This is a genomic window from Agromyces sp. MMS24-JH15, from assembly GCF_043518605.1.
Classification (GTDB): Bacteria; Actinomycetota; Actinomycetes; order Actinomycetales; family Microbacteriaceae; genus Agromyces.
Genome location: NZ_CP171358.1, coordinates 2,923,608 through 2,941,915 on the forward strand (window position 1 = coordinate 2,923,608; position 18,308 = coordinate 2,941,915).

The following is an 18,308-nucleotide window of genomic DNA, read 5'->3' on the forward strand; positions in this document are numbered from 1 at the left end:
GCTAGGCTGCAACGGATGTCCCGCTCCGCCACCATGCCGCCCTCGCCGCACGCCGACGCGCCCGACCTGGTCCAGGCCCGTCGCGCGGCCGCCCGTCGCAAGATGTACCGACGCCGCCGCACGGTCGTGTTCGGCATGCTGCTCGTCGTCGTCGCACTTCTCGGCGGCACCGGGATCTACTCGGCGAACGCGCTCAACGCGCCGATCCCGGAGGCCGCGCCGACCGCTACCGCCCCCGCCCCCGTCGCCGCGGCGCCGCAGCCGGTCGTCGCCCCGGGCTTCGGGACCTTCGCGATCTCGGCGGTCGGCTACCCCGGCACGCTCGCCCAGAGCCCCGACCCGACCCCGCTGCCGTCGGCGAGCATCACCAAGATCATCACGTCGCTCGTGATCCTCGACGCCCATCCCATCCCGGCCGGCGAGGAAGGGCCCGCGATCGCCTACACCAACGCGGACGTCGACATCTACTGGGACATGGTGGCCCAGAACGGGTCCGTGTCGCCGGTCCCGGCCGGCTCCCTGACGCTGAAGCAGTCGCTCGAGGCGATGCTGCTGCCGTCCGGCAACAACTACGCCATCTCCCTGGCCAATTGGGCGTTCGGGTCGGAGCAGGGGCTCGTCGACGCCGCGCGGGCGTGGCTCGACGCCCGCGGCCTCGTGCACACGAACATCGCCGACGCGTCGGGGCTGAGCCTCGAGAACACGAGCATCCCGACCGATCTCGTCCAGCTGGGCATGCTCGCGCTCGATAACCCGGTCCTCGCCGAGGTCGTCGCGATGCAGACCGCCGAGATCCCGGGCGTCGGGACGGTGCGGAACACGAACAAGATGCTCGGCACGCACGGCGTCGACGGCATCAAGACGGGCAGCACGGACGACGCGGCGAACCTCCTGTTCTCCGCCGACTTCGCCGTGGGCTCGTCCACGATCACGCTCGTGGGCGTCGTGCTCGGCGCGCCGGACCACGACGTGCTCGACCAGGCGATCGGCGCGCTCATCGACAGCGTCGTCCCCGGCTTCCACGAGGTCCCCGCGCTCGGCGCCGGGCAGGAGCTCGCGTCGTACGCGCAGCCGTGGGGCGACACCGCGGTCGCGCGGACCACGCAAGCGGCATCCGTCATCGTCTGGAGCGACACGCCCGTGACCGTCGAGGTGCAGGCCGAGCCGATCACGCTCGTCGAGGACGGCGACGACGTCGGCGTCGCCGTCGTGCACGCGGGCGACCAGGCCATCACCGTGCCGCTCGAGATCGACGGGACGGTCGAGGACCCGGGCGCCTGGTGGCGCCTCACGAACCCCGGCGGGCTCGATCCCGCCGAGTCGCCCGCGGCGTAGCGCGTCGGCGGCGTCGCCGCGGGGCGGTCAGTCCTCGACGGGCTCGGCGAGCGCGTCGACGCCGTCGGCGACCGACTCGACGGCGGCGCGCGCCGCATACGGCCCGGCCTCCGGTCGCTTCGCGGAGACGAGGTCGCCCGACGACTGGTGCCGGATGCGGCGCAGCACCCAGGGCACCAGGTACTCGCGCGCCCAGCTGAGGTCCTCTGTGCGCGCCTGGCGCCAACTCCCGGCCGGCAGCGGCTCGGGCTTCATCGGCTCGAGGTCGTTGGCCACGTTGAGCGCAGCGAGGACCATGCGCGCGACCGTGTGGTGGCCGAGCGAGTTCAGGTGAAGGCGGTCGGGCGCCCAGAACCGCTGGTCCTGGATGTCGGAGAGGGCCCACTGGTCGGCCACGACGCAGTCGTACTTCTCGGCGATCGCGCGCAGGTTCTCGTTGTAGATCGCGACCTTGCCGCGGATGCCTCGGAACACGGGGGAGAAGCCGACGTCGACGCCCGTGAAGATCACGATCGTCGCGTTGTCGCGGCTCAACCGCTCGATCGCCCGCTCGAACCGGCCCGAGATCTCGTCGGGGTCGGTGCCGGGGCGGATCACGTCGTTCCCGCCCGCGGAGATCGTGATCAGGTCGGGGTGGAGCGCGAGCGCGGGCTCGACCTGCTCGTCGACGATCTGCTGGATGAGGCGCCCGCGGATGGCGAGGTTCGCGTAGGCGAAGTCCTCGGTCCCGGCGCTCAGGACCTCGGCGACGCGGTCGGCCCAGCCGCGGTTGCCGCCGGGGACCCGCTCGTCCGGATCCCCGATGCCCTCGGTGAACGAGTCTCCGATCGCGACGAACCTGGACCACGGGTGCTGCTGGGTGACCATGGGTTCCATTCTGCATCGCCCCGGCGACCGAGCCCGCACTCGACCGCTTGTCGGCCGAGTGGTCTACAGTGCTGGAGAGTGAGCGAAGCGACCCCATCCGGCCATCTGCCGGGCACCGCGGCCGCCGAGCACCTTTCGCCCGCGTTCCCGGCGCGAGCCCCGTGGGGCACCGCGTCGAAGCTCCGCGCCTGGCAGGCCGAGGCCCTCGAGCTCTACCTGCGCGACCTCCCTCGCGACTTCCTCGCCGCAGCCACGCCGGGCGCGGGCAAGACCACGTTCGCCCTGCGCATCGCCGCGGAACTGCGCGCGCGGCACCTCATCGACCGGATCACCGTGGTCGCGCCGACCGACCACCTCAAGCGGCAGTGGGCCGACGCGGCCGCGCGCGTGGGCATCCGGCTCGACCCCGGGTTCCGGAACGCGCACGGGCGAACCGCCCGGCACTACCACGGCGTCGCGGTGACCTACGCCCAGGTCGCGACGCGGCCCGCGCTGCACCGCGAGCTCACGCTGTCCGGTCGCACGCTCGTGATCCTCGACGAGGTGCACCACGGCGGCGACACGCTGAGCTGGGGCGACGCGATCCGCGAGGCCTTCGAGCCTGCCGCGAAGCGGCTCTCCCTCACGGGCACGCCCTTCCGGAGCGACACCGCGCCGATCCCGTTCGTGCAGTACGAGCCTGACGCGCACGGGGTCCGGCTGTCGAAGACCGACTACGCGTACGGGTACGGCCGCGCCCTCGCCGACGGCGTCGTCCGGCCCGTGCTGTTCATGGTCTACGCGGGGCACATGCGCTGGCGCACCAAGGCGGGCGACGAGATGGAGGCCCGGCTCGGCGAGGACAACACGAAGGATGTCACGAGCTCGGCCTGGCGCACGGCGCTCGAGCCCACCGGGGAATGGGTCCCGGCGGTGCTCAAGGCGGCCGATCGCCGGCTGACCGAGGTGCGGCAGGCGATCCCCGACGCCGGCGGGCTCGTGCTCGCGACCGATCAATCGGTCGCCCGCGCCTACGCGGAGATCCTCGAGCGGATCAGCGGCGAGCGCGTGACCGTGGTCCTCTCGGACGACCCCGAGGCGAGCGGCCGGATCGAGGAGTTCTCGGAGGGCACGCGGCGCTGGATGGTCGCGGTCCGCATGGTCTCCGAAGGCGTCGACGTGCCGCGGCTCGCGGTCGGCGTGTACGCGACGAGTTCTGCGACGCCGCTCTTCTTCGCGCAGGCGATCGGCCGATTCGTCCGGGCGCGCCGTCGCGGCGAGATCGCCTCGGTCTTCCTGCCGAACGTCCCGGTGCTGATGGCCCTCGCCGGCGAGCTCGAGCGCGAACGCGACCATGCGCTCGACCGGCGCTCGGGCGACGGCGACGAGGATCCGGGCCTCGAGGACGGCCTGCTCGAGGCCGCGAACCGGGAGGAGCGCGCGTCCGAGGAGCTCGCCGACGAGTTCACGTGGCAGGCGCTCGGCTCGGAGGCGACGTTCGACCGCGTCGTGTTCGACGGCACCGACTTCGGCACGCTGGCCGAGCCCGGCAGCGACGAGGAGTTCGACTTCATCGGCATCCCCGGCCTCCTGGAGCCCGACCAGGTCGCGGAGCTCCTCCGTCATCGGCAGGCCAGGCAGGCGCGGCGCGCGGGCGACCGGCGGAAGCAGGCCACGGAGCATCCGCCCGCCGAACCCGTCGCGCTCTACCGCACATTGAAGGAGCAGCGGTCGCTCCTCAACAGCCTCGTGGGCCTCTGGGCACGACAGAACGGCCAGCCGCACTCCCAGGTGCACACCGAGCTCCGACGCGCCTGCGGCGGGCCGGACGTCGCCCACGCGACGGTCACGCAGCTCCAGGCGCGCATCGACCTGCTCCGGCGGAAGCTCGGCAGCCGCTGAGTCACCGGAGCCGCTGAGCCGCCGGAGCCGCTGAGCCGCTCGGCGCGCTCGCGGCGGCGGGCGGCCCTGTCACACGGCACGGGCGGGCCGGGAGCCCGGGGTACGATCGAGAACGTCCCCAGGTCCTGCAGGCACGTCGGAGAGGACGCCCAGTGGCCCAGCATCCCGAACTCGACCGGATCGACCGCGCCCTCCTGGCTGCGCTGTCGTCGAACGCGCGCGCGTCCGGCGCGGCGCTCGCGCAGGAGGTCGGCGTGGCCGAGTCGACGGTGTCGCTGCGCCTGCGCCGCCTGCAGGCGCTCGGCACGGTCCGCGGCTACCGGGTCGACGTCGACCTGGCGAGCGTCGGGGTCTCGCTGCAGGCGCTCATCGCGGTCCGGCTCGTGAAGCACGACCGCAGCGAGATCGACGCCTTCCGGTCCCAGGTGCCGCACCTGCCCGGTGTGCTCGGCGTCTTCCACATGGCGGGCGCCGACGACTACCTGCTGCACGTCGCGGCAAAGGACGCCGAGGAGCTCCGGGAGTTCGTGCTCGCCTACCTCACGGGGCATCCGGCGGTCGCCCACACCGAGACGAACCTCATCTTCGAGCACGTCTCGGGGGACGGCTGGCAGCAGCTCATCGGCTGACGCGGCGAGCCCGTTCGGTGCTCCGAAATGCTGCCAATCCGGCGCGACGGGGCATCCGCGGCTCGCGCGCTGGATAGCGTGGGAGCGGGCCGATCGCCGGCCCGCTGACGACGACGCGGACGGTGACCCGAGTGGATGCCCCGCGCCGGGATGGGAACCGATGACCGACGCACGACGCGTCCCGACCGACGCCGACCGCGCCCGCTGGCGCCGCTACCTCGCGGACGAGCGCGCCGAGGCCGCCGTGTACCGCGAGCTCGCCGCCCGGCGCGGCGGCGAGGAGCGCGAGATCCTCCTCGCCCTCGCCGCCGCCGAGGGGCGCCACGAGGCGCACTGGCTCGGGCTGCTCGACGGCGACGAGCGCGGGATTCCGCGCGCGGACATCCGCACGCGGACGCTCGCGGCCCTCGCCAAGCGCTTCGGCTCGATCTTCGTCCTCGCGCTCGCGCAGCAGGCCGAGGGCCGTTCGCCGTACGCCTCCGACCCCGACGCGACGGCCGCGATGGCCGCCGACGAGCGCATCCACGGCGAGGTCGTGCGCGGACTCGCCGCGCGCGGGCGGCGCCGGCTCGCGGGGACCTTCCGCGCGGCGGTCTTCGGCGCGAACGACGGCCTCGTCTCCAACCTCGCGCTCGTGCTCGGCATCGGCGCGACCGGCGTGCCCGCACCCGTCGTGCTCTTCACGGGCGTCGCCGGGCTCCTCGCGGGTGCGCTGTCGATGGGAGCGGGGGAGTTCGTGTCGGTCCGTTCGCAGCGGGAGCTGCTCGCAGCATCCGCCCCGGATCCGACCGTGCGCGAGGCGCTCGCGGACGTCGACCTCGACGCGAACGAGCTCGCGCTGGTCTACCGGGCGCGCGGGATGAGCGAAGCCGAGGCCGCCGACCACGCAGCGCTCGTGATCGCGCGGGTCCGCGCGGCCGGTGCCGGCGAGACCTCGACGGGCGCGCTCGGGATCAGCGCCGAGGACGACGAGGCGGTCGGCACGGCCTGGTCGGCGGCGTCCTCGAGCTTCCTGTTCTTCGCCTCGGGTGCGCTCATCCCGGTGCTCCCGTACCTGTTGGGGATGTCCGGGGCCGCTGCGGTCGCGGTCGCGACCGTGCTCGTCGGGATCGCGCTGCTCCTGACCGGTGCGACCGTCGGCGTGCTGAGCGGCGGCTCGCCGTTGCAGCGCGCCCTCCGCCAGCTCGCGATCGGCCTCGGCGCCGCCGCGGTCACGTATCTCCTGGGGCTGGCGTTCGGCACGACGCTCGGCTGATCGAGGCGGCCGACGGCTGGTCCGTCCCTCCATCCCCGTACGGTGCGAGCAAGGGCGCGCTCGACCGGATCGTGACCGCGGCGGCACGCGAGCTCGGCCCACGCGGCATCACGGCGAACCTCGTGGACCCGGGCCCGGTGGACACCGGATGGATGGACGACCGCGTGCGTGCGGAACTCACGGCGCTGCAGCCCACCGGGCGGCTCGGGACCCCGGAGGACGCGGCCCGGCTCGTCGCGTTCCTGGCGTCGGACGCGGGGCGCTGGGTGTCCGGGCAGCGCATCCGATCGGATGGTGCGGGCGCGGTGTGACGTACCGTCACGCGGGTTGCCCGGTGTCGCCTGCGGCGGTTCGGTGCCGGTGGCGCCGGTCGCGGGCCCGGCGCGATCAGCGCCCGGGCGTCGGCGCCGTGACGAAGTCGATGAGCTCCTCGACCCGGCCGAGGAGCTCGGGCTCGAGGTCCCCGTAGCCGCGAACGCGCCCGAGGATCCGTTGCCAGGCGCGCGCGATGTCCGCCTGGTCGGCGTGCGGCCAGCCCAGCGCCGCGCAGATGCCGTGCTTCCAGTCGGTTCCACGGGGGATCACGGGCCAGCGCTCGATCCCGAGGCGGGCCGGCTTCACGGCCTGCCAGATGTCGATGAACGGATGCCCCACGACGAGCACGTCGGTGCCGTGCGGGCCGCGCGTCACGGCGTCGGCGATGCGCTGCTCCTTCGACCCGGACACGAGGTGGTCGACCAGCACGCCCGCGCGGCGACCCGGCGCCGGGCGGAACTCGTCGAGCAGCTCGGGGAGGCGGTCGACGCCCTCGAGGTACTCCACGACGACGCCCTCGACCCGGAGGTCGGCGCCCCAGATGCGCTCCACGAGCTCGGCGTCGTGCCGGCCCTCGACGAAGATCCGGCTCGGGAGGGCGACCTTCGCGGGCCCGGAGTCTACGGCGAACGATCCGGAGGCCGTGCGGAGACGCCCGACGGGCGCGATCGGGGCCGGCGGGACGAGCCGGACGGGCCGCCCGTCGAGCAGGAATCCGTGGCCGAGCGGGAAGAGCCGGCGCTTGCCGAAGCGGTCCTCGAGGACGACGTTGGGCTTCTCGATGCCCACGACGGCTCCGCAGAACCCGTCGGCCGCGAGCTCGACCACGAGGTCGCGCACGGCCTCCACGTCGGGGATGGTCGTGCGACCGCGCGCCCTCCAGTCGCCGGCGAGCACGTCGCCGCCGTAGCGGTCCTCCCGGCCGGGGACGATGCCGGGAGCGGCGGGGTTCTGGCGCTGGGGTCCGGGCACCGGATGAGGCTAGCGGAAGTCCCGCGACCGCTGGGTCGCCGACACGGTGAGCAGTTCGAACCGGTCCGCGACGAGGTTGACGACGCCGTCGCGCGTGCGCTCGAGGATGCCCCGCACGATCATCGCGGGTGCTTCGCGGGCGACCCGTCGGTACCGGTTCCACACCCCGACCCCCGCGATCACGTTCACCGTGCCGGACTCGTCCTCGAGGTTGAGGAACGTGATGCCCGATGCCGTCGCGGGCCGCTGGCGGTGCGTGACGACCCCGCCGACCTCGATCCGCCGACCCGATTCCGCGGCCTGCAGGAGGTCGACCCGCAGCACGCCGCGCGCATCGAGCCGGTCGCGGACGTGCCGGATCGGGTGGTCGTCCGGGGAGATGCCCGTCGACCAGAGGTCGTAGACGACCTGTTCCGCGGGGGTCAGCATCGGCAGCAACGGGGGCTGGACCACCACGACCGATCCCGGCAGGAACTCGGCACGGTCCTGGGCGGCCTCACCGGCCTGCCAGAGGGCCCGGCGGCGGTCGAGCCCGTGCGTCGCGAACGCGCCGGCGGCCGCGAGCGCCTCGAGTTCTGCGGTGTCGAGCCCGGCACGACGGGAGAGGTCGGCCATGTCGCGGTACGGGCCGCCGCGCTCCCGCTCGGCGACGATCCGCTCGGCAGTCGTCGTGCCGATCGACGTGACGTCGACGAGGCCGAGCCGCACCGCGAACGCGCCGTCGCGCCGGTGCTCCGCCGACCGGTCGGGTGCCGAGCGGTCGAACGGCCCGATGGGCGGCTGCGCGGCGTCGGTGCACGCGGGCATGCCGGTCGGCGCTCGCATCGCACGTGCGCGTGCGGCCCCGGCGGGACCGCCCTCCGGGGCGTCCGGATCCGCCTCGGCGTCGATCGGCTCGAGGCCCGCGTGCACACCCGAACGCAGGATGTCGGGGCGGCGCACCTCGACCCCGTGCCGCCTGGCGTCGGCCGTGAGCGTCTGCGGCGAGTAGAAGCCCATCGGCTGGGCGCGCAGCAGGGCCGCGAGGAACGCCGCGGGATGGTGCAGCTTCAGCCACGAGCTGGCGTAGACCAGCAGTGCGAAGCTCAGTGCGTGGCTCTCGGCGAAGCCGAAGTTCGCGAACGCCTGGATCTTCGCGTAGATCGAGTCGGCGGTCTCGGGGTCGATGCCGTTGCGGGCCATCCCGGCGTAGAGCTTCTCCCGCAGGCTCTCGATGCGTTCGACCCCGCGCTTGGAGCCCATCGCGCGCCGCAGCAGGTCGGCGTCGGCGGGCGTGCAGTCGCCGACCGCGACCGCCATCTGCATCAGCTGCTCCTGGAAGAGCGGCACGCCGAGGGTGCGCTCGAGCACGGGCTCGAGCTTCGGGTGCAGGTAGGTCACCTCCTCCTCGCCGGTGCGCCGTCGGATGTACGGATGCACCGCGCCGCCCTGCACCGGTCCGGGGCGGATGAGCGCGATCTCGACGACCAGGTCGTAGAACCGGCGTGGCCGGAGCCGGGGGAGCGTGCCCATCTGCGCGCGCGACTCGACCTGGAACACGCCGATCGAGTCGGCCCTGCAGAGCATGTCGTAGACGGCGGCCTCCTCCTTGGGCACGCTCGCGAGCTCCCACTCCTCGCCGGTCGAGTCGCGGATGAGGTCGAAGGCGTACTGGAGCGCCGCGAGCATGCCGAGCCCGAGGAGGTCGAACTTCACGAGCCCCATCCAGGCGCAGTCGTCCTTGTCCCACTGCAGGACGGTGCGTCCGGGCATCCTCGCGTGCTCGATCGGCGCGACCTCGCCCACCGGGCGGTCGGTGAGCACCATGCCGCCGGAGTGGATGCCGAGGTGGCGGGGGAACGTGAGCACCTGCTCGGCGAGCTCGACCACGGCGTCGGGGATGTCGTGGTCGCCCGTCTCGATCACCGCGCCCCAGCGCTCGACCTGCCGCGACCAGGCGTCCTGCTGGCCCGTCGAGTAGCCGAGGGCCTTCGCCATGTCCCGCACGGCGTTCTTCGGCCGGTAGCTGATGACGTTCGCCACCTGGGCGGCGTTCTGCCGCCCGTACTTGCCGTAGACGTACTGGATGATCTCCTCGCGCCGGTCGGAGTCGAAGTCCACGTCGATGTCGGGCTCCTCGTCGCGCAGCGCGGACAGGAAGCGCTCGAACGGCAGGTCGTAGAAGATCGAATCGACCGCGGTGATGCGCAGGACGTAGCAGACGGCGGAGTTCGCCGCGGAGCCCCGGCCCTGGCAGAGGATGCCCCGGCGCCGCGCCTCGTGCACCAGGTCGCGCACGATGAGGAAGTAGCCGGGGAAGTCCTTCTGCTCGATGACCTGGAGTTCCTGTTCGAGGCGCTCGCGCACCGCGTCGGGCACGCCCGGGTAGAGTTCGGCGGCGCCGGCCCAGACGAGCTCCCGGAGCCAGCTCATCGGGGTGTGCCCGGCGGGGACCTCCTGCCGGGGAAGCCTCGGGCGTGCGCTGCGCAGGCGGAACGCGAGTTCGTCGGCGAGGACGACCGAATGCGCGACCGCTCCCGGGTACCGGGCGAAGCGCGCCGCCATCTCGGCCCCGGAGCGCAGGTGCATCCCGTCGGACGCGGGGAGCCAGCCGTCGAGCTCGTCGAGGCTGCGCCGGGCCCGCACGGCGGCGAGCGCGGTCGCGAGTCGGTGCTCGGCGGGCGTGGCGAAGTGGACCGCATTCGTCGCCAGGAGCGGGATGCGTGCGCGTTCGGCGAGCGCCGCCAGTTCGTCGTTCGCCGCCTGGTCGCCCGGGTGGCCGTGGTCGAAGAGTTCGACGACGACGTGCTCGCGCCCGAAGAGCGCGACGAGCCGGTCGAGTTCCCGCCACGCGGCATCCGGCCCGCCCGTGGCGAGGGCGCGGCGCACCGTGCCCTTCCGGCAGCCGGTCGGAACGGTCCACTCGCCGCCGGACCTCTCGGCCAGTTCCTCGAGGTCGTAGCGCGGCCGGCCCTTCTCGCCGCCCGCGAGCTGGCCCGCGGTGATCGCGGCGGCGAGCCGGTGGTAGCCGCCCTGGCCGCGTGCGAGCACGAGCACGTGGTCGCCCTCGGGATCCGCCGCGCCCTGCTGCGGCTCGGTGAGGCCGAGCGAGAGCTCCGCGCCGTAGACCGTCGAGATCTCGGGGAAGCTCTCGGCCGCCTCCGCGAAGCGGACGATGCCGTAGAAGCCGTCGTGGTCGGTGATCGCGAGGCCGTGCAGCCCGAGCCGGTGCGCCTCCTCGACGAGCTGCTCGGGCATCGACGCGCCGTCGAGGAAGCTGAACGCCGAGTGGGCGTGCAGTTCGGCGTACGGCACCACCGGCCCGGGCGGCGCCTCGCCTTCGGCGCCCGGTCGGTACGGGTGGCGCTTCCGGCTCCACGCCGGGCTGTCGCCGCCGTCGGCGATGAGCCGGGCGGAACCGTGGCCGGAGCCGCTCGGGCGTCGTCGGTCCGAGAGCGCCCGTTCGAGCTCCGACCAGGGGATCTCGGGGTTGTCCCAGCCCATCAGTCGTACCTCGCCTCGGCCCACCAGCCCAGGTCGTCACGGACCAGCAGCCAGGCGCATCCGACGTCGTCGACCACTTGGAACCGGTGCACGCGCCGCGCCCGATCCGGATCCCACCAGCGTTCGACGACCGGCCAGGGTCCGGCCCACGCGCGCACGCGCGCGGGCTCGCCGCCCTCGACTGCGAATGACGAGGGCCCCGCCGACACCGTGCCGCGGCCGTCGATCGACACCGTGCCACCGGTGTCGTCGAGGAGGACCACGCTCGGCCGGTCGCGGAACACGCTCGCCGGTGCGAGCGCGGGCAGGCTGCCCGGCCACGGTGCGTCGCCGCGTCGTTCGGGCGGGCGGTCGCCCCACGGCACGAGCACCTGGCGATCGGCGAGGAGCCGCCCCCGCCGATCGCGGCGGTCACGACGGCATCGTGCCCGAGCATGCCCTGCACCCGGGTGAGGCCGTGGTGCACCTGCTCGTCGGGGCCGCCGCCCCACAGCCCGTCCTCGTGGTTGCCCGTCGAGTCGACCCGTTCGGGCACGACCCGCAGGCGCGTGACGGCCGCCGTGAGCGTGACATCGGCGGAGGCCGTGCCCTGCAACTGCCAGCGGACCCGGTCGACGACGTCGGCGGCGGTGAACCAGCGCGGGTGCAGCCAGCCCCGGCTCGAGTACCTGCCGCGTTCGTCGTCGAGTTCGACCCGGATCGCCGTGCAGACGAGCCGGACCGCGCGCATCCGGTCGACGAACTCCTCGGCGCGGACCCGGAACGCGAACGCGAGCTGGTCGATCCGCTCGAGCGGCGGCTCGAACTCCAGCTCGACGGTGAACTCGGGTGGCGGCGTGCGCGGCACGACCCTGGTCGCCTCGCGGCCGGCCGCGAGGTCGTGCGCGAAGGCCCCCGCCGGCCCGAACCGGCGTCGCACGTCGCCGTCGGGCAGTGCGGCGAACTCGCCGAGCGTGCGCACGCCCAGGCGGTTCAGCAGCGTCGCGGTGCGCGGGTCGACGACGGACCGCACCGGCAGGGGTGCGAGGAACCCGGCGGATGCCCCGGCCGCGACGATCCCGATGGGGCCGCCCTGCACGCCGCGGGCCGCCTGCTCGGCCGCGAACGGCCCGTCGGCGATGCCCACGCGGGCACCCGGTACGCCGGCGTCGGCCGCGGTCTCGAGCAGGGCGCGTGCGGCGGCCTCCTCGCCGCCGTAGTAGCGGACGGGACCGCGCGCGCGCATGGCGAGGGTGCCGGGGCGCACCACCTGGACGCCGGGCACCGTCTCCTCGACGCGCTGCACGACGGGTTCGAAGGCGCGCACGTCGAGCGCCGCGTCGTAGGGCAGCACGATGAGCGCGGGGGAGCGGTACTGGGCCTCCCGGAGGCGCAGGCCCCGGCTCACCCCGTCACGCCGGGCGGCCGCCGAGCAGGCGAACACGACCCCCGCCTCGGTGAGCGCGATCGGGCCGTCCTGGTCGAGTCCGTGCTCGCGACAGGCGGCGAAGACCGGCCAGTCGGGGCACCAGAGCACGATGGTCCGGGTGACGGGAGCGGGCCCGGTCATCCGGCTCGCCGCCCGAAGTCGACGTAGCTGACCGCTCCGGGCTCGGGGCCGACCGCCGCGACGCCGAGCCGCCGATCGGGCAGGCGCAGCCGCGCCCGGCGTTCGCGCCCGGCGCCGCCGCGATCGGCGGCTCGCACGAGCACCTCGCGCTCGGCCAGCGCGCCGTGCCCCTGCTCGAGCCCCTGCCACCGGCTCTCGGAGACCTCGAGCACGGCGTCGGCCCCGGGCCAGTCGCCGGCGACGATGAGCACCGCGCCCCGCTGGCGGAGTCGAGCCGCGAGTCGGGACGCCTCGGCCGGGGACACCCGGCCGAGCGGGCGTGCCGCGACCACCGGGATGACGTCGGCCAGCGCGGCGACCACCGAGAGCCATCGGTCGCCCGGGTCGGGAACGAGCGCGAGCCGGTCGAGTTCGATGCCGAACCGGGCGGCGGCCTCGACGCCGAAGTCGGGGATGCCCGCGACGGCGACCCAGCGGCCGCTCTCGGACGGGCCCGCGAGCAGCGCCATGACGAGGCTGGTGGACCCCACCGCGCGCACGACCGTGCCCTCGCGCAGGCTCCCGCCGGGCAGGACCTCGGCGAACGCCGGCAGGGTCGGCAGCGCCTTGGAGTCGAGCTTGCGCGACTCCATGCCGCGGATGCGCGACTGCAGCTCCCCGACCCGGTCGAACGGGGTCGCGGCGGCCTGGAGTGCAGTCGGCGTCACCGTTCCAGCTTCGAACATGTGTTCGAATATCGCAACACCCACCGACATCGCGGGGGACGAGTGGCCGGAGGAAACACGAAAGGCCCGGATCTTCCGATCCGGGCCTTTCGACACATCGTGCGCGAGGGGGGACTTGAACCCCCACGCCCTTACGGGCACTAGCACCTCAAGCTAGCGCGTCTGCCATTTCCGCCACCCGCGCGTTGTGTTCTCCGCTAGTCTCTCAGCGGCCGTAGAAGACACTAGCACGGTTTTCAGTGCCCCTTGAACACGCGGTGCCCCTGAGGTGGCCATTCGGTGCGAACCCCCAGATGAGGCCCGGTTCCGGGCCTCCGAAGAAGTCCGGAAGGGGGTTCGGATGCCCCGGCCGGTAGCGTGGACGCATGGCCGAGGCAACCGCGACCCCCGATCCCGTCGAGCTCGCCGAGGAGGCCGTGATCGCCCGCGACCTCATCCGCATGGACACCGTCAACTTCGGCGAGGGCCGGTCGAACGGCGAGGGCGAGGCCGCCGAGTACGTCGAGGCGAAGCTCCGCGCGCTCGGGCTCGACCCCGTCATGTTCGACGCCGCGCCGGGGCGCACGAGCGTGGTCGCGCGCGTGCCGGGCGCGGACAGCGCGAAGCCGGCGCTCGTCGTGCACGGCCACCTCGACGTCGTGCCGGCGGACGCCCGGAACTGGACCGCCGACCCCTTCGGCGGCGAGATCCGCGACGGCATGCTCTGGGGCCGCGGCGCCGTGGACATGAAGGACATGGACGCGATGATCCTCGCCGCGCTCGGCGACATCCTGGGCTCGGGTCGGCAGCCCGGCCGCGACCTCGTGGTCGCGTTCTTCGCCGACGAGGAGGCCGGCGGCTCGTTCGGCGCGAGCCGCCTGGTCGACGACCGCCCCGAGCTCTTCGCGGGGGCGACCGAGGCGATCAGCGAGGTGGGCGGCTATTCGATCACCATCGGCGGGCAGCGCGCGTACCTCCTGCAGACGGGGGAGAAGTCGCTGCTCTGGATCCGCCTCGTGGCGCACGGCCGCGCCGCGCACGGGTCGCGGCTCATCCGCGACAACGCGGTCACGAAGCTCGCCGAGGCCGTCGCCGCCCTCGGCCGCGAGGAGTGGCCCGTGCGGCTCACCGGCACGACCGAGGAACTCCTCGGCGAGATCGCGCGCGTGCTCGGCGTCGACCCCGCCGAGACGAGCCCGGACGAGCTCGCGCTCGCGACCGGGTCCGCCTCGGGCTTCATCACCGCGACGCTGCGCACCACGACCAACCCGACCGCGCTCTCGGCGGGCTACAAGCACAACGTCATCCCCGACCGCGCCGAGGCGCTCATCGACATCCGCACGCTCCCGGGCGAGGAGGACCTCGTGCTCGCGCGCGTCGGCGAGCTGATCGGCGACGACGTCGAGATCGAGGTCGTGCACCGGGACGTCGGACTCGAGTCGCCCACGTCCGGCGCCCTCGTCGACGCGGTGCGCTCGACGCTCGCCGCGCACGATCCCGGGGCACCCGTGTTCCCGTACCTGCTCAGCGGCGGCACCGACGACAAGTCGCTCTCGCGCCTCGGGATCCGCGGCTACGGCTTCGCACCGCTCCGCCTGACCGACGACCTCGACTTCCCGTCGATGTTCCACGGCGTCGACGAGCGGGTCCCGCTCGACGCGCTAGCATTCGGGAGACGGGTGCTTCGGGACCTGCTGCTCGACTACTGACGGTCCCGGTTCCTCCGACTCCGCGGAGGCGGAAGGAGAACACGCGTGCTCGAAGCGCTCATCCTGGGCCTCGTGCAGGGCCTCACCGAGTTCCTCCCGATCTCCTCGAGTGCCCACCTCCGGATCCTCGGCGAGTTCCTCCCGAACGCCCAGGACCCCGGCGCCGCGTTCACCGCGATCACCCAGCTCGGCACCGAGACCGCGGTCGTCGTCTTCTTCTGGCGCGACATCGTGCGGATCGTCTCGCACTGGTTCGGCTCGTTCACGGGGCGCGTGCCGCGCAACGACCCGGATGCGCGGATGGGCTGGCTCATCATCGTCGGCACCATCCCGATCGTCGTGCTCGGCCTCCTGTTCCAGGACGAGATCGAGACGACGTTCCGTTCGCTCTGGATCGTCGCCACGATGCTCATCGTCTTCGGCATCATCCTGGGCCTCGCCGACTGGGCCGGGCGGAAGACGCGCACGCTCGACAAGCTGACGATCGGCCACGGCATCCTCTTCGGGCTCGCGCAGGCGCTCGCACTCATCCCGGGCGTCTCGCGCTCGGGCGGCACGATCTCGATGGGGCTGTTCCTCGGGTACGAGCGCGCGGCCGCGGCCCGCTACGCGTTCCTGCTCGCGATCCCGGCGGTGTTCGGGTCGGGGCTGTACCAGGTGGTCAAGAGCCTCGACGAGCCGAGCGTGTACGGGCCGATCGAGACCGCGGCCGCGACCGCGGTCGCGTTCGTCGTCGCGATCCTGATCATCGCGTTCTTCATGCGGTACATCTCGCGGCACAGCTACCTGCTGTTCGTGGTGTACCGGATCGTCCTCGGCGGCCTGATCATCTGGCTGCTCGCGACGGGCGTCATCCAGCCCTGATCGAGGATGCCCCGCTCCACGCGGGCACCGACGCGGATGCCCCGCCGAGCGGAGCCCGCTACGCGCCGTCGCGCGGGCGCCAGGGGTCCTCGCCGCCGCGCTGGTCGCCGCGACCGTCGCCGCGCCGGCGCAGGTAGCGCTCGAACTCCATCGCGATCGCCTCGCCGCTGGCCTCGGGGGCGTCCACCGCGTCGCGCGCGCGCTCGAGCTGCTGGATGTACCCGGCCATCTCCTCGTCGTCCGCGGCGAGCTCGTCGACGCCCGCCTCCCACGCGGTCGCGTCGGCCTCGAGCGTGCCGCGGGGGATGCTGAGCCCGGTGAACTCCTCGACCTTCGCGAGCAGCGCGAGCACCGCCTTCGGCGACGGCGCGTTGTGCACGTAGTGGGGGACCGAGGCCCAGAGCGACACCGTCGGGATGCCGGCCTGCTCGGCCTGCTCCGCGATGACGCTGAGGATCCCGATCGGCCCCTCGTACGTCGACCGCTCGACGCCGAGCGAGTGGCGCACGTCGGGGTTCTCGCTCGACGCGAAGACGATGAGCGGGCGCGTGTGCGGGGCATCCGCCAGCATCGCGCCCAGCAGGATGACGCCCTCGATGCCGGCCGCGAGCGCCGCGTCGACGAGTTCTGCGGCGAAGCTCTTCCAGCTGCGCGCGGGCTCGGCGCCGAGCAGCACGTGCAGTCCGTCGACGCCGGGGCCGGTGACGGTCTCCTCGTCGTCGCCGTGCGACCCGCCGGGGCCGAGCAGGGCGGCGCCGGGCCATTCGATGCGACGCCGGCCGTCGTCGCCCGCGGCGATCGTGGGGCGGTTGAACTGGTAGTCGTAGTAGAGCTCGGGGTCGACGGCCGCGACCTCTTCGAGCCCGAGCCGTTCGGCGAGCAGTCGCGCCGCCGAACTGGCCGCCTCGCCGGCGTCGTTCCACCCCTCGAAGGCGACGACCAGGAGGCGTCCGCTCCCGAATCCGACCGGCTGATGCACCGAGCTTCCCCGCTTCCCGGTCCCCGCCCGAACGCGAGGCCCACCCCCCACAATAGGCCGTGCCCGTAGACTTGCCCGTTGTGACCACACGCCTCCCCGCCGCCGTCCTGTGGGACATGGACGGCACCCTCGTCGACACCGAGCCGTACTGGATGGCCGCGGAGGTCGAACTGCTCGCCGAGTTCGGCCGCTCCTGGACCACCCAGGACGCCGTCGGGCTCGTGGGGTCCGGCCTCTGGGACTCGGCGGCCGTGCTGCAGCGCGCGGGCGCCGACCTGGACGCCGACGCCATCGTGATCCGGCTGACCGACCGCGTGCGCGAGCAGATCGCCCTCCACGGCGTGCCGTGGCGACCCGGCGCGCAGGAGCTCCTCGAGTCCCTGCGGACCGCTTCGGTGCCGACCGCGCTGGTCACCATGTCCATCCGCTCGCTCGCCGAGGACGTCGTCGGGGCCATCCCGTTCGTCGCGTTCGACGTGCTCGTCACGGGCGACGACGTCGCCGAGTCGAAGCCGCACCCCGAGCCGTACCTGCGCGCCGCCGAGCTCCTCGGCGTCGACGTGCGCGACTGCGTCGCGATCGAGGACTCGCCGGCCGGGGTCGCGTCCGCCGCGGCGGCCGGGGCCGTCGCGATCGGGGTGCCGAACATCGTGTCGCTCGAGGCCACCGAGGCCGCCATCCTCTGGGAGTCCCTCGCCGGTCGGACGCCGGCCGACCTGGGCGCCGCCCTCGTGCTGGCGGGGGACCGGGCATGAGCGCGACGCGCGGCGAGCGCTCCGGTCCGTTCCGGGTCGGCGACCGGGTGCAGCTCACCGGACCGAAGGGCCGGATGCACACGGTCACGCTGGAGCCGGGCAAGGTCTTCCACTCGCACAAGGGCGTGATCGCCCACGACGACCTGATCGGCCTGCCCGACGGGTCGGTGGTGGCGAACCAGGTCGGCGTCGAGTACCTCGCGCTGCGGCCGCTGCTCAGCGACTTCGTGATGTCGATGCCGCGCGGAGCGGCGATCGTGTATCCGAAGGACGCGGCGCAGATCCTCGCGCAGGCCGACATCTTCCCTGGCGCGGTGGTCGTCGAGGCCGGAGTCGGCTCCGGCGCGCTGTCGCTCTGGCTGCTGCGGGCCATCGGCGACGAGGGACGCCTGCACTCGTTCGAGCGCCGCGAGGAGTTCGCGGACGTCGCCCGCGGCAACGTCGGGACGTTCCACGGCGAGGTGCCCGCGAACTGGTCGATCACCCTCGGCGACCTCGCCGACACCCTGCCCGACGTCGTGGGGGAGGCATCCGTCGACCGGGTCGTGCTCGACATGCTCGCGCCGTGGGAGTGCCTCGACGCCGTGTCCGACGCGCTCAAGCCGGGCGGCGTGGTGCTCTGCTACGTGGCGACGGCGACGCAGCTGAGCCGGGTCGCGGAGGCGATCCGGGCGACCGGCGGCTACACCGAGCCCGTCGCGAACGAGACGATGGTGCGCGGATGGCACGTGCAGGGCCTCGCGGTCCGGCCGGACCACCGCATGATCGCGCACACGGGGTTCCTCATCACCGCCCGGCGGCTCGCGCCGGACACGATCCTGCCGGAGCTCAAGCGACGGCCGTCGAAGACCGACTTCAGCGACGAGGACGTCGAGGCGTGGACGCCCGGCGCGCTCGGCGAGCGGAGCGTGAGCGACAAGAGCCTGCGCAAGCGGGTGCGCGCGGCCGGCGCCGCAGCCGAGCTGGCACGCGATCCCGGCGCCGACGACGCCGGGTAGGATCGTCCCGGCC

14 protein-coding genes, 1 tRNA gene and 2 pseudogenes are annotated in these 18,308 nt (G+C 73.7%); 9 read left to right on the plus strand and 8 right to left on the minus strand.

The features are described 5' to 3' along the window. Positions 1–15 precede the first annotated feature (15 nt). On the plus strand, positions 16–1,335 hold the full coding sequence (locus ACDF64_RS13340) for a D-alanyl-D-alanine carboxypeptidase family protein (RefSeq protein ID WP_394551851.1): 1,320 nt from the start codon (positions 16–18) through the stop codon (positions 1,333–1,335). Positions 1,336–1,362: 27 nt separating this feature from the next. On the opposite strand, the gene ACDF64_RS13345 is transcribed toward ACDF64_RS13340, so the two are convergent. Beyond that, positions 1,363–2,202, minus strand: a complete 840-nt coding sequence (locus ACDF64_RS13345; protein WP_394551852.1) for an SGNH/GDSL hydrolase family protein — start codon at positions 2,200–2,202, stop codon at positions 1,363–1,365. Between the two features lie 78 nt (positions 2,203–2,280). On the opposite strand from ACDF64_RS13345, the gene ACDF64_RS13350 reads away from it, so the two are divergent. The 4 genes and pseudogenes from ACDF64_RS13350 to ACDF64_RS13365 all read left to right on the plus strand — a co-directional run. Further along, the gene (locus ACDF64_RS13350; protein ID WP_394551853.1) at positions 2,281–4,083 is read left to right on the plus strand and encodes a DEAD/DEAH box helicase; all 1,803 of its coding nucleotides are present in this window, start codon (positions 2,281–2,283) and stop codon (positions 4,081–4,083) included. A 152-nt stretch (positions 4,084–4,235) separates the two neighbouring features. Next, positions 4,236–4,712, plus strand: a complete 477-nt coding sequence (locus ACDF64_RS13355) for an Lrp/AsnC family transcriptional regulator (protein ID WP_394551854.1) — start codon at positions 4,236–4,238, stop codon at positions 4,710–4,712. 160 nt (positions 4,713–4,872) lie between these two features. Next, the gene (locus tag ACDF64_RS13360; protein ID WP_394551855.1) at positions 4,873–5,967 is read left to right on the plus strand and encodes a VIT1/CCC1 family protein; all 1,095 of its coding nucleotides are present in this window, start codon (positions 4,873–4,875) and stop codon (positions 5,965–5,967) included. 35 nt (positions 5,968–6,002) lie between these two features. Beyond that, positions 6,003–6,278: pseudogene (locus ACDF64_RS13365) on the plus strand (SDR family oxidoreductase); the annotation flags it as partial. A 76-nt stretch (positions 6,279–6,354) separates the two neighbouring features. On the opposite strand, the gene ACDF64_RS13370 reads toward ACDF64_RS13365, so the two are convergent. The 6 genes and pseudogenes from ACDF64_RS13370 to ACDF64_RS13395 all read right to left on the minus strand — a co-directional run bounded on the left by ACDF64_RS13370 (position 6,355) and on the right by ACDF64_RS13395 (position 13,195). Beyond that, the gene (locus ACDF64_RS13370) at positions 6,355–7,254 is read right to left on the minus strand and encodes a DUF3097 domain-containing protein (RefSeq protein WP_394551857.1); all 900 of its coding nucleotides are present in this window, start codon (positions 7,252–7,254) and stop codon (positions 6,355–6,357) included. A 9-nt stretch (positions 7,255–7,263) separates the two neighbouring features. Continuing rightward, entirely contained in the window at positions 7,264–10,737 is a 3,474-nt protein-coding gene (locus ACDF64_RS13375) for an error-prone DNA polymerase (RefSeq protein ID WP_394551858.1), read from the minus strand. Next, complete coding sequence (locus ACDF64_RS13380; RefSeq protein WP_394551859.1) at positions 10,737–11,108, minus strand: hypothetical protein; 372 nt, start codon at positions 11,106–11,108, stop codon at positions 10,737–10,739. The genes ACDF64_RS13375 and ACDF64_RS13380 overlap by 1 nt, the downstream gene beginning before the upstream one ends. Before the next feature lie 776 nt (positions 11,109–11,884). Then, positions 11,885–12,286: pseudogene (locus ACDF64_RS13385) on the minus strand (DNA polymerase Y family protein); the annotation flags it as partial. Next, entirely contained in the window at positions 12,283–12,993 is a 711-nt protein-coding gene (locus tag ACDF64_RS13390) for a hypothetical protein (RefSeq protein ID WP_394551860.1), read from the minus strand. The pseudogene ACDF64_RS13385 and the gene ACDF64_RS13390, both read right to left, overlap by 4 nt. Before the next feature lie 118 nt (positions 12,994–13,111). Further along, positions 13,112–13,195 (minus strand) — tRNA-Leu (locus tag ACDF64_RS13395). 181 nt (positions 13,196–13,376) lie between these two features. Here ACDF64_RS13395 and ACDF64_RS13400 point away from each other — a divergent pair. Together ACDF64_RS13400 and ACDF64_RS13405 are read left to right on the plus strand one after the other, a co-directional pair. After that, positions 13,377–14,699, plus strand: a complete 1,323-nt coding sequence (locus ACDF64_RS13400) for a M20/M25/M40 family metallo-hydrolase (RefSeq protein WP_394551861.1) — start codon at positions 13,377–13,379, stop codon at positions 14,697–14,699. A 45-nt stretch (positions 14,700–14,744) separates the two neighbouring features. Then, a complete protein-coding gene (locus tag ACDF64_RS13405; RefSeq protein WP_394551862.1) occupies positions 14,745–15,563 on the plus strand; it encodes an undecaprenyl-diphosphate phosphatase in 819 nt (272 codons plus the stop codon). A gap of 58 nt (positions 15,564–15,621) precedes the next feature. Here ACDF64_RS13405 and ACDF64_RS13410 read toward each other — a convergent pair whose 3' ends face one another. Then, complete coding sequence (locus tag ACDF64_RS13410) at positions 15,622–16,542, minus strand: proteasome assembly chaperone family protein (RefSeq protein WP_394551863.1); 921 nt, start codon at positions 16,540–16,542, stop codon at positions 15,622–15,624. Positions 16,543–16,622: 80 nt separating this feature from the next. Between ACDF64_RS13410 and ACDF64_RS13415 the strand changes: the two genes are divergently transcribed. After that, positions 16,623–17,297 (plus strand): HAD family hydrolase, encoded by a 675-nt coding sequence (locus ACDF64_RS13415; protein WP_394551864.1) that lies wholly within the window; start codon positions 16,623–16,625, stop codon positions 17,295–17,297. Continuing rightward, positions 17,294–18,295, plus strand: coding sequence for a tRNA (adenine-N1)-methyltransferase (locus ACDF64_RS13420; protein ID WP_394551865.1), 1,002 nt, complete (start codon positions 17,294–17,296; stop codon positions 18,293–18,295). Before ACDF64_RS13415 ends, ACDF64_RS13420 begins: the two co-directional genes overlap by 4 nt. Positions 18,296–18,308 lie beyond the last annotated feature (13 nt).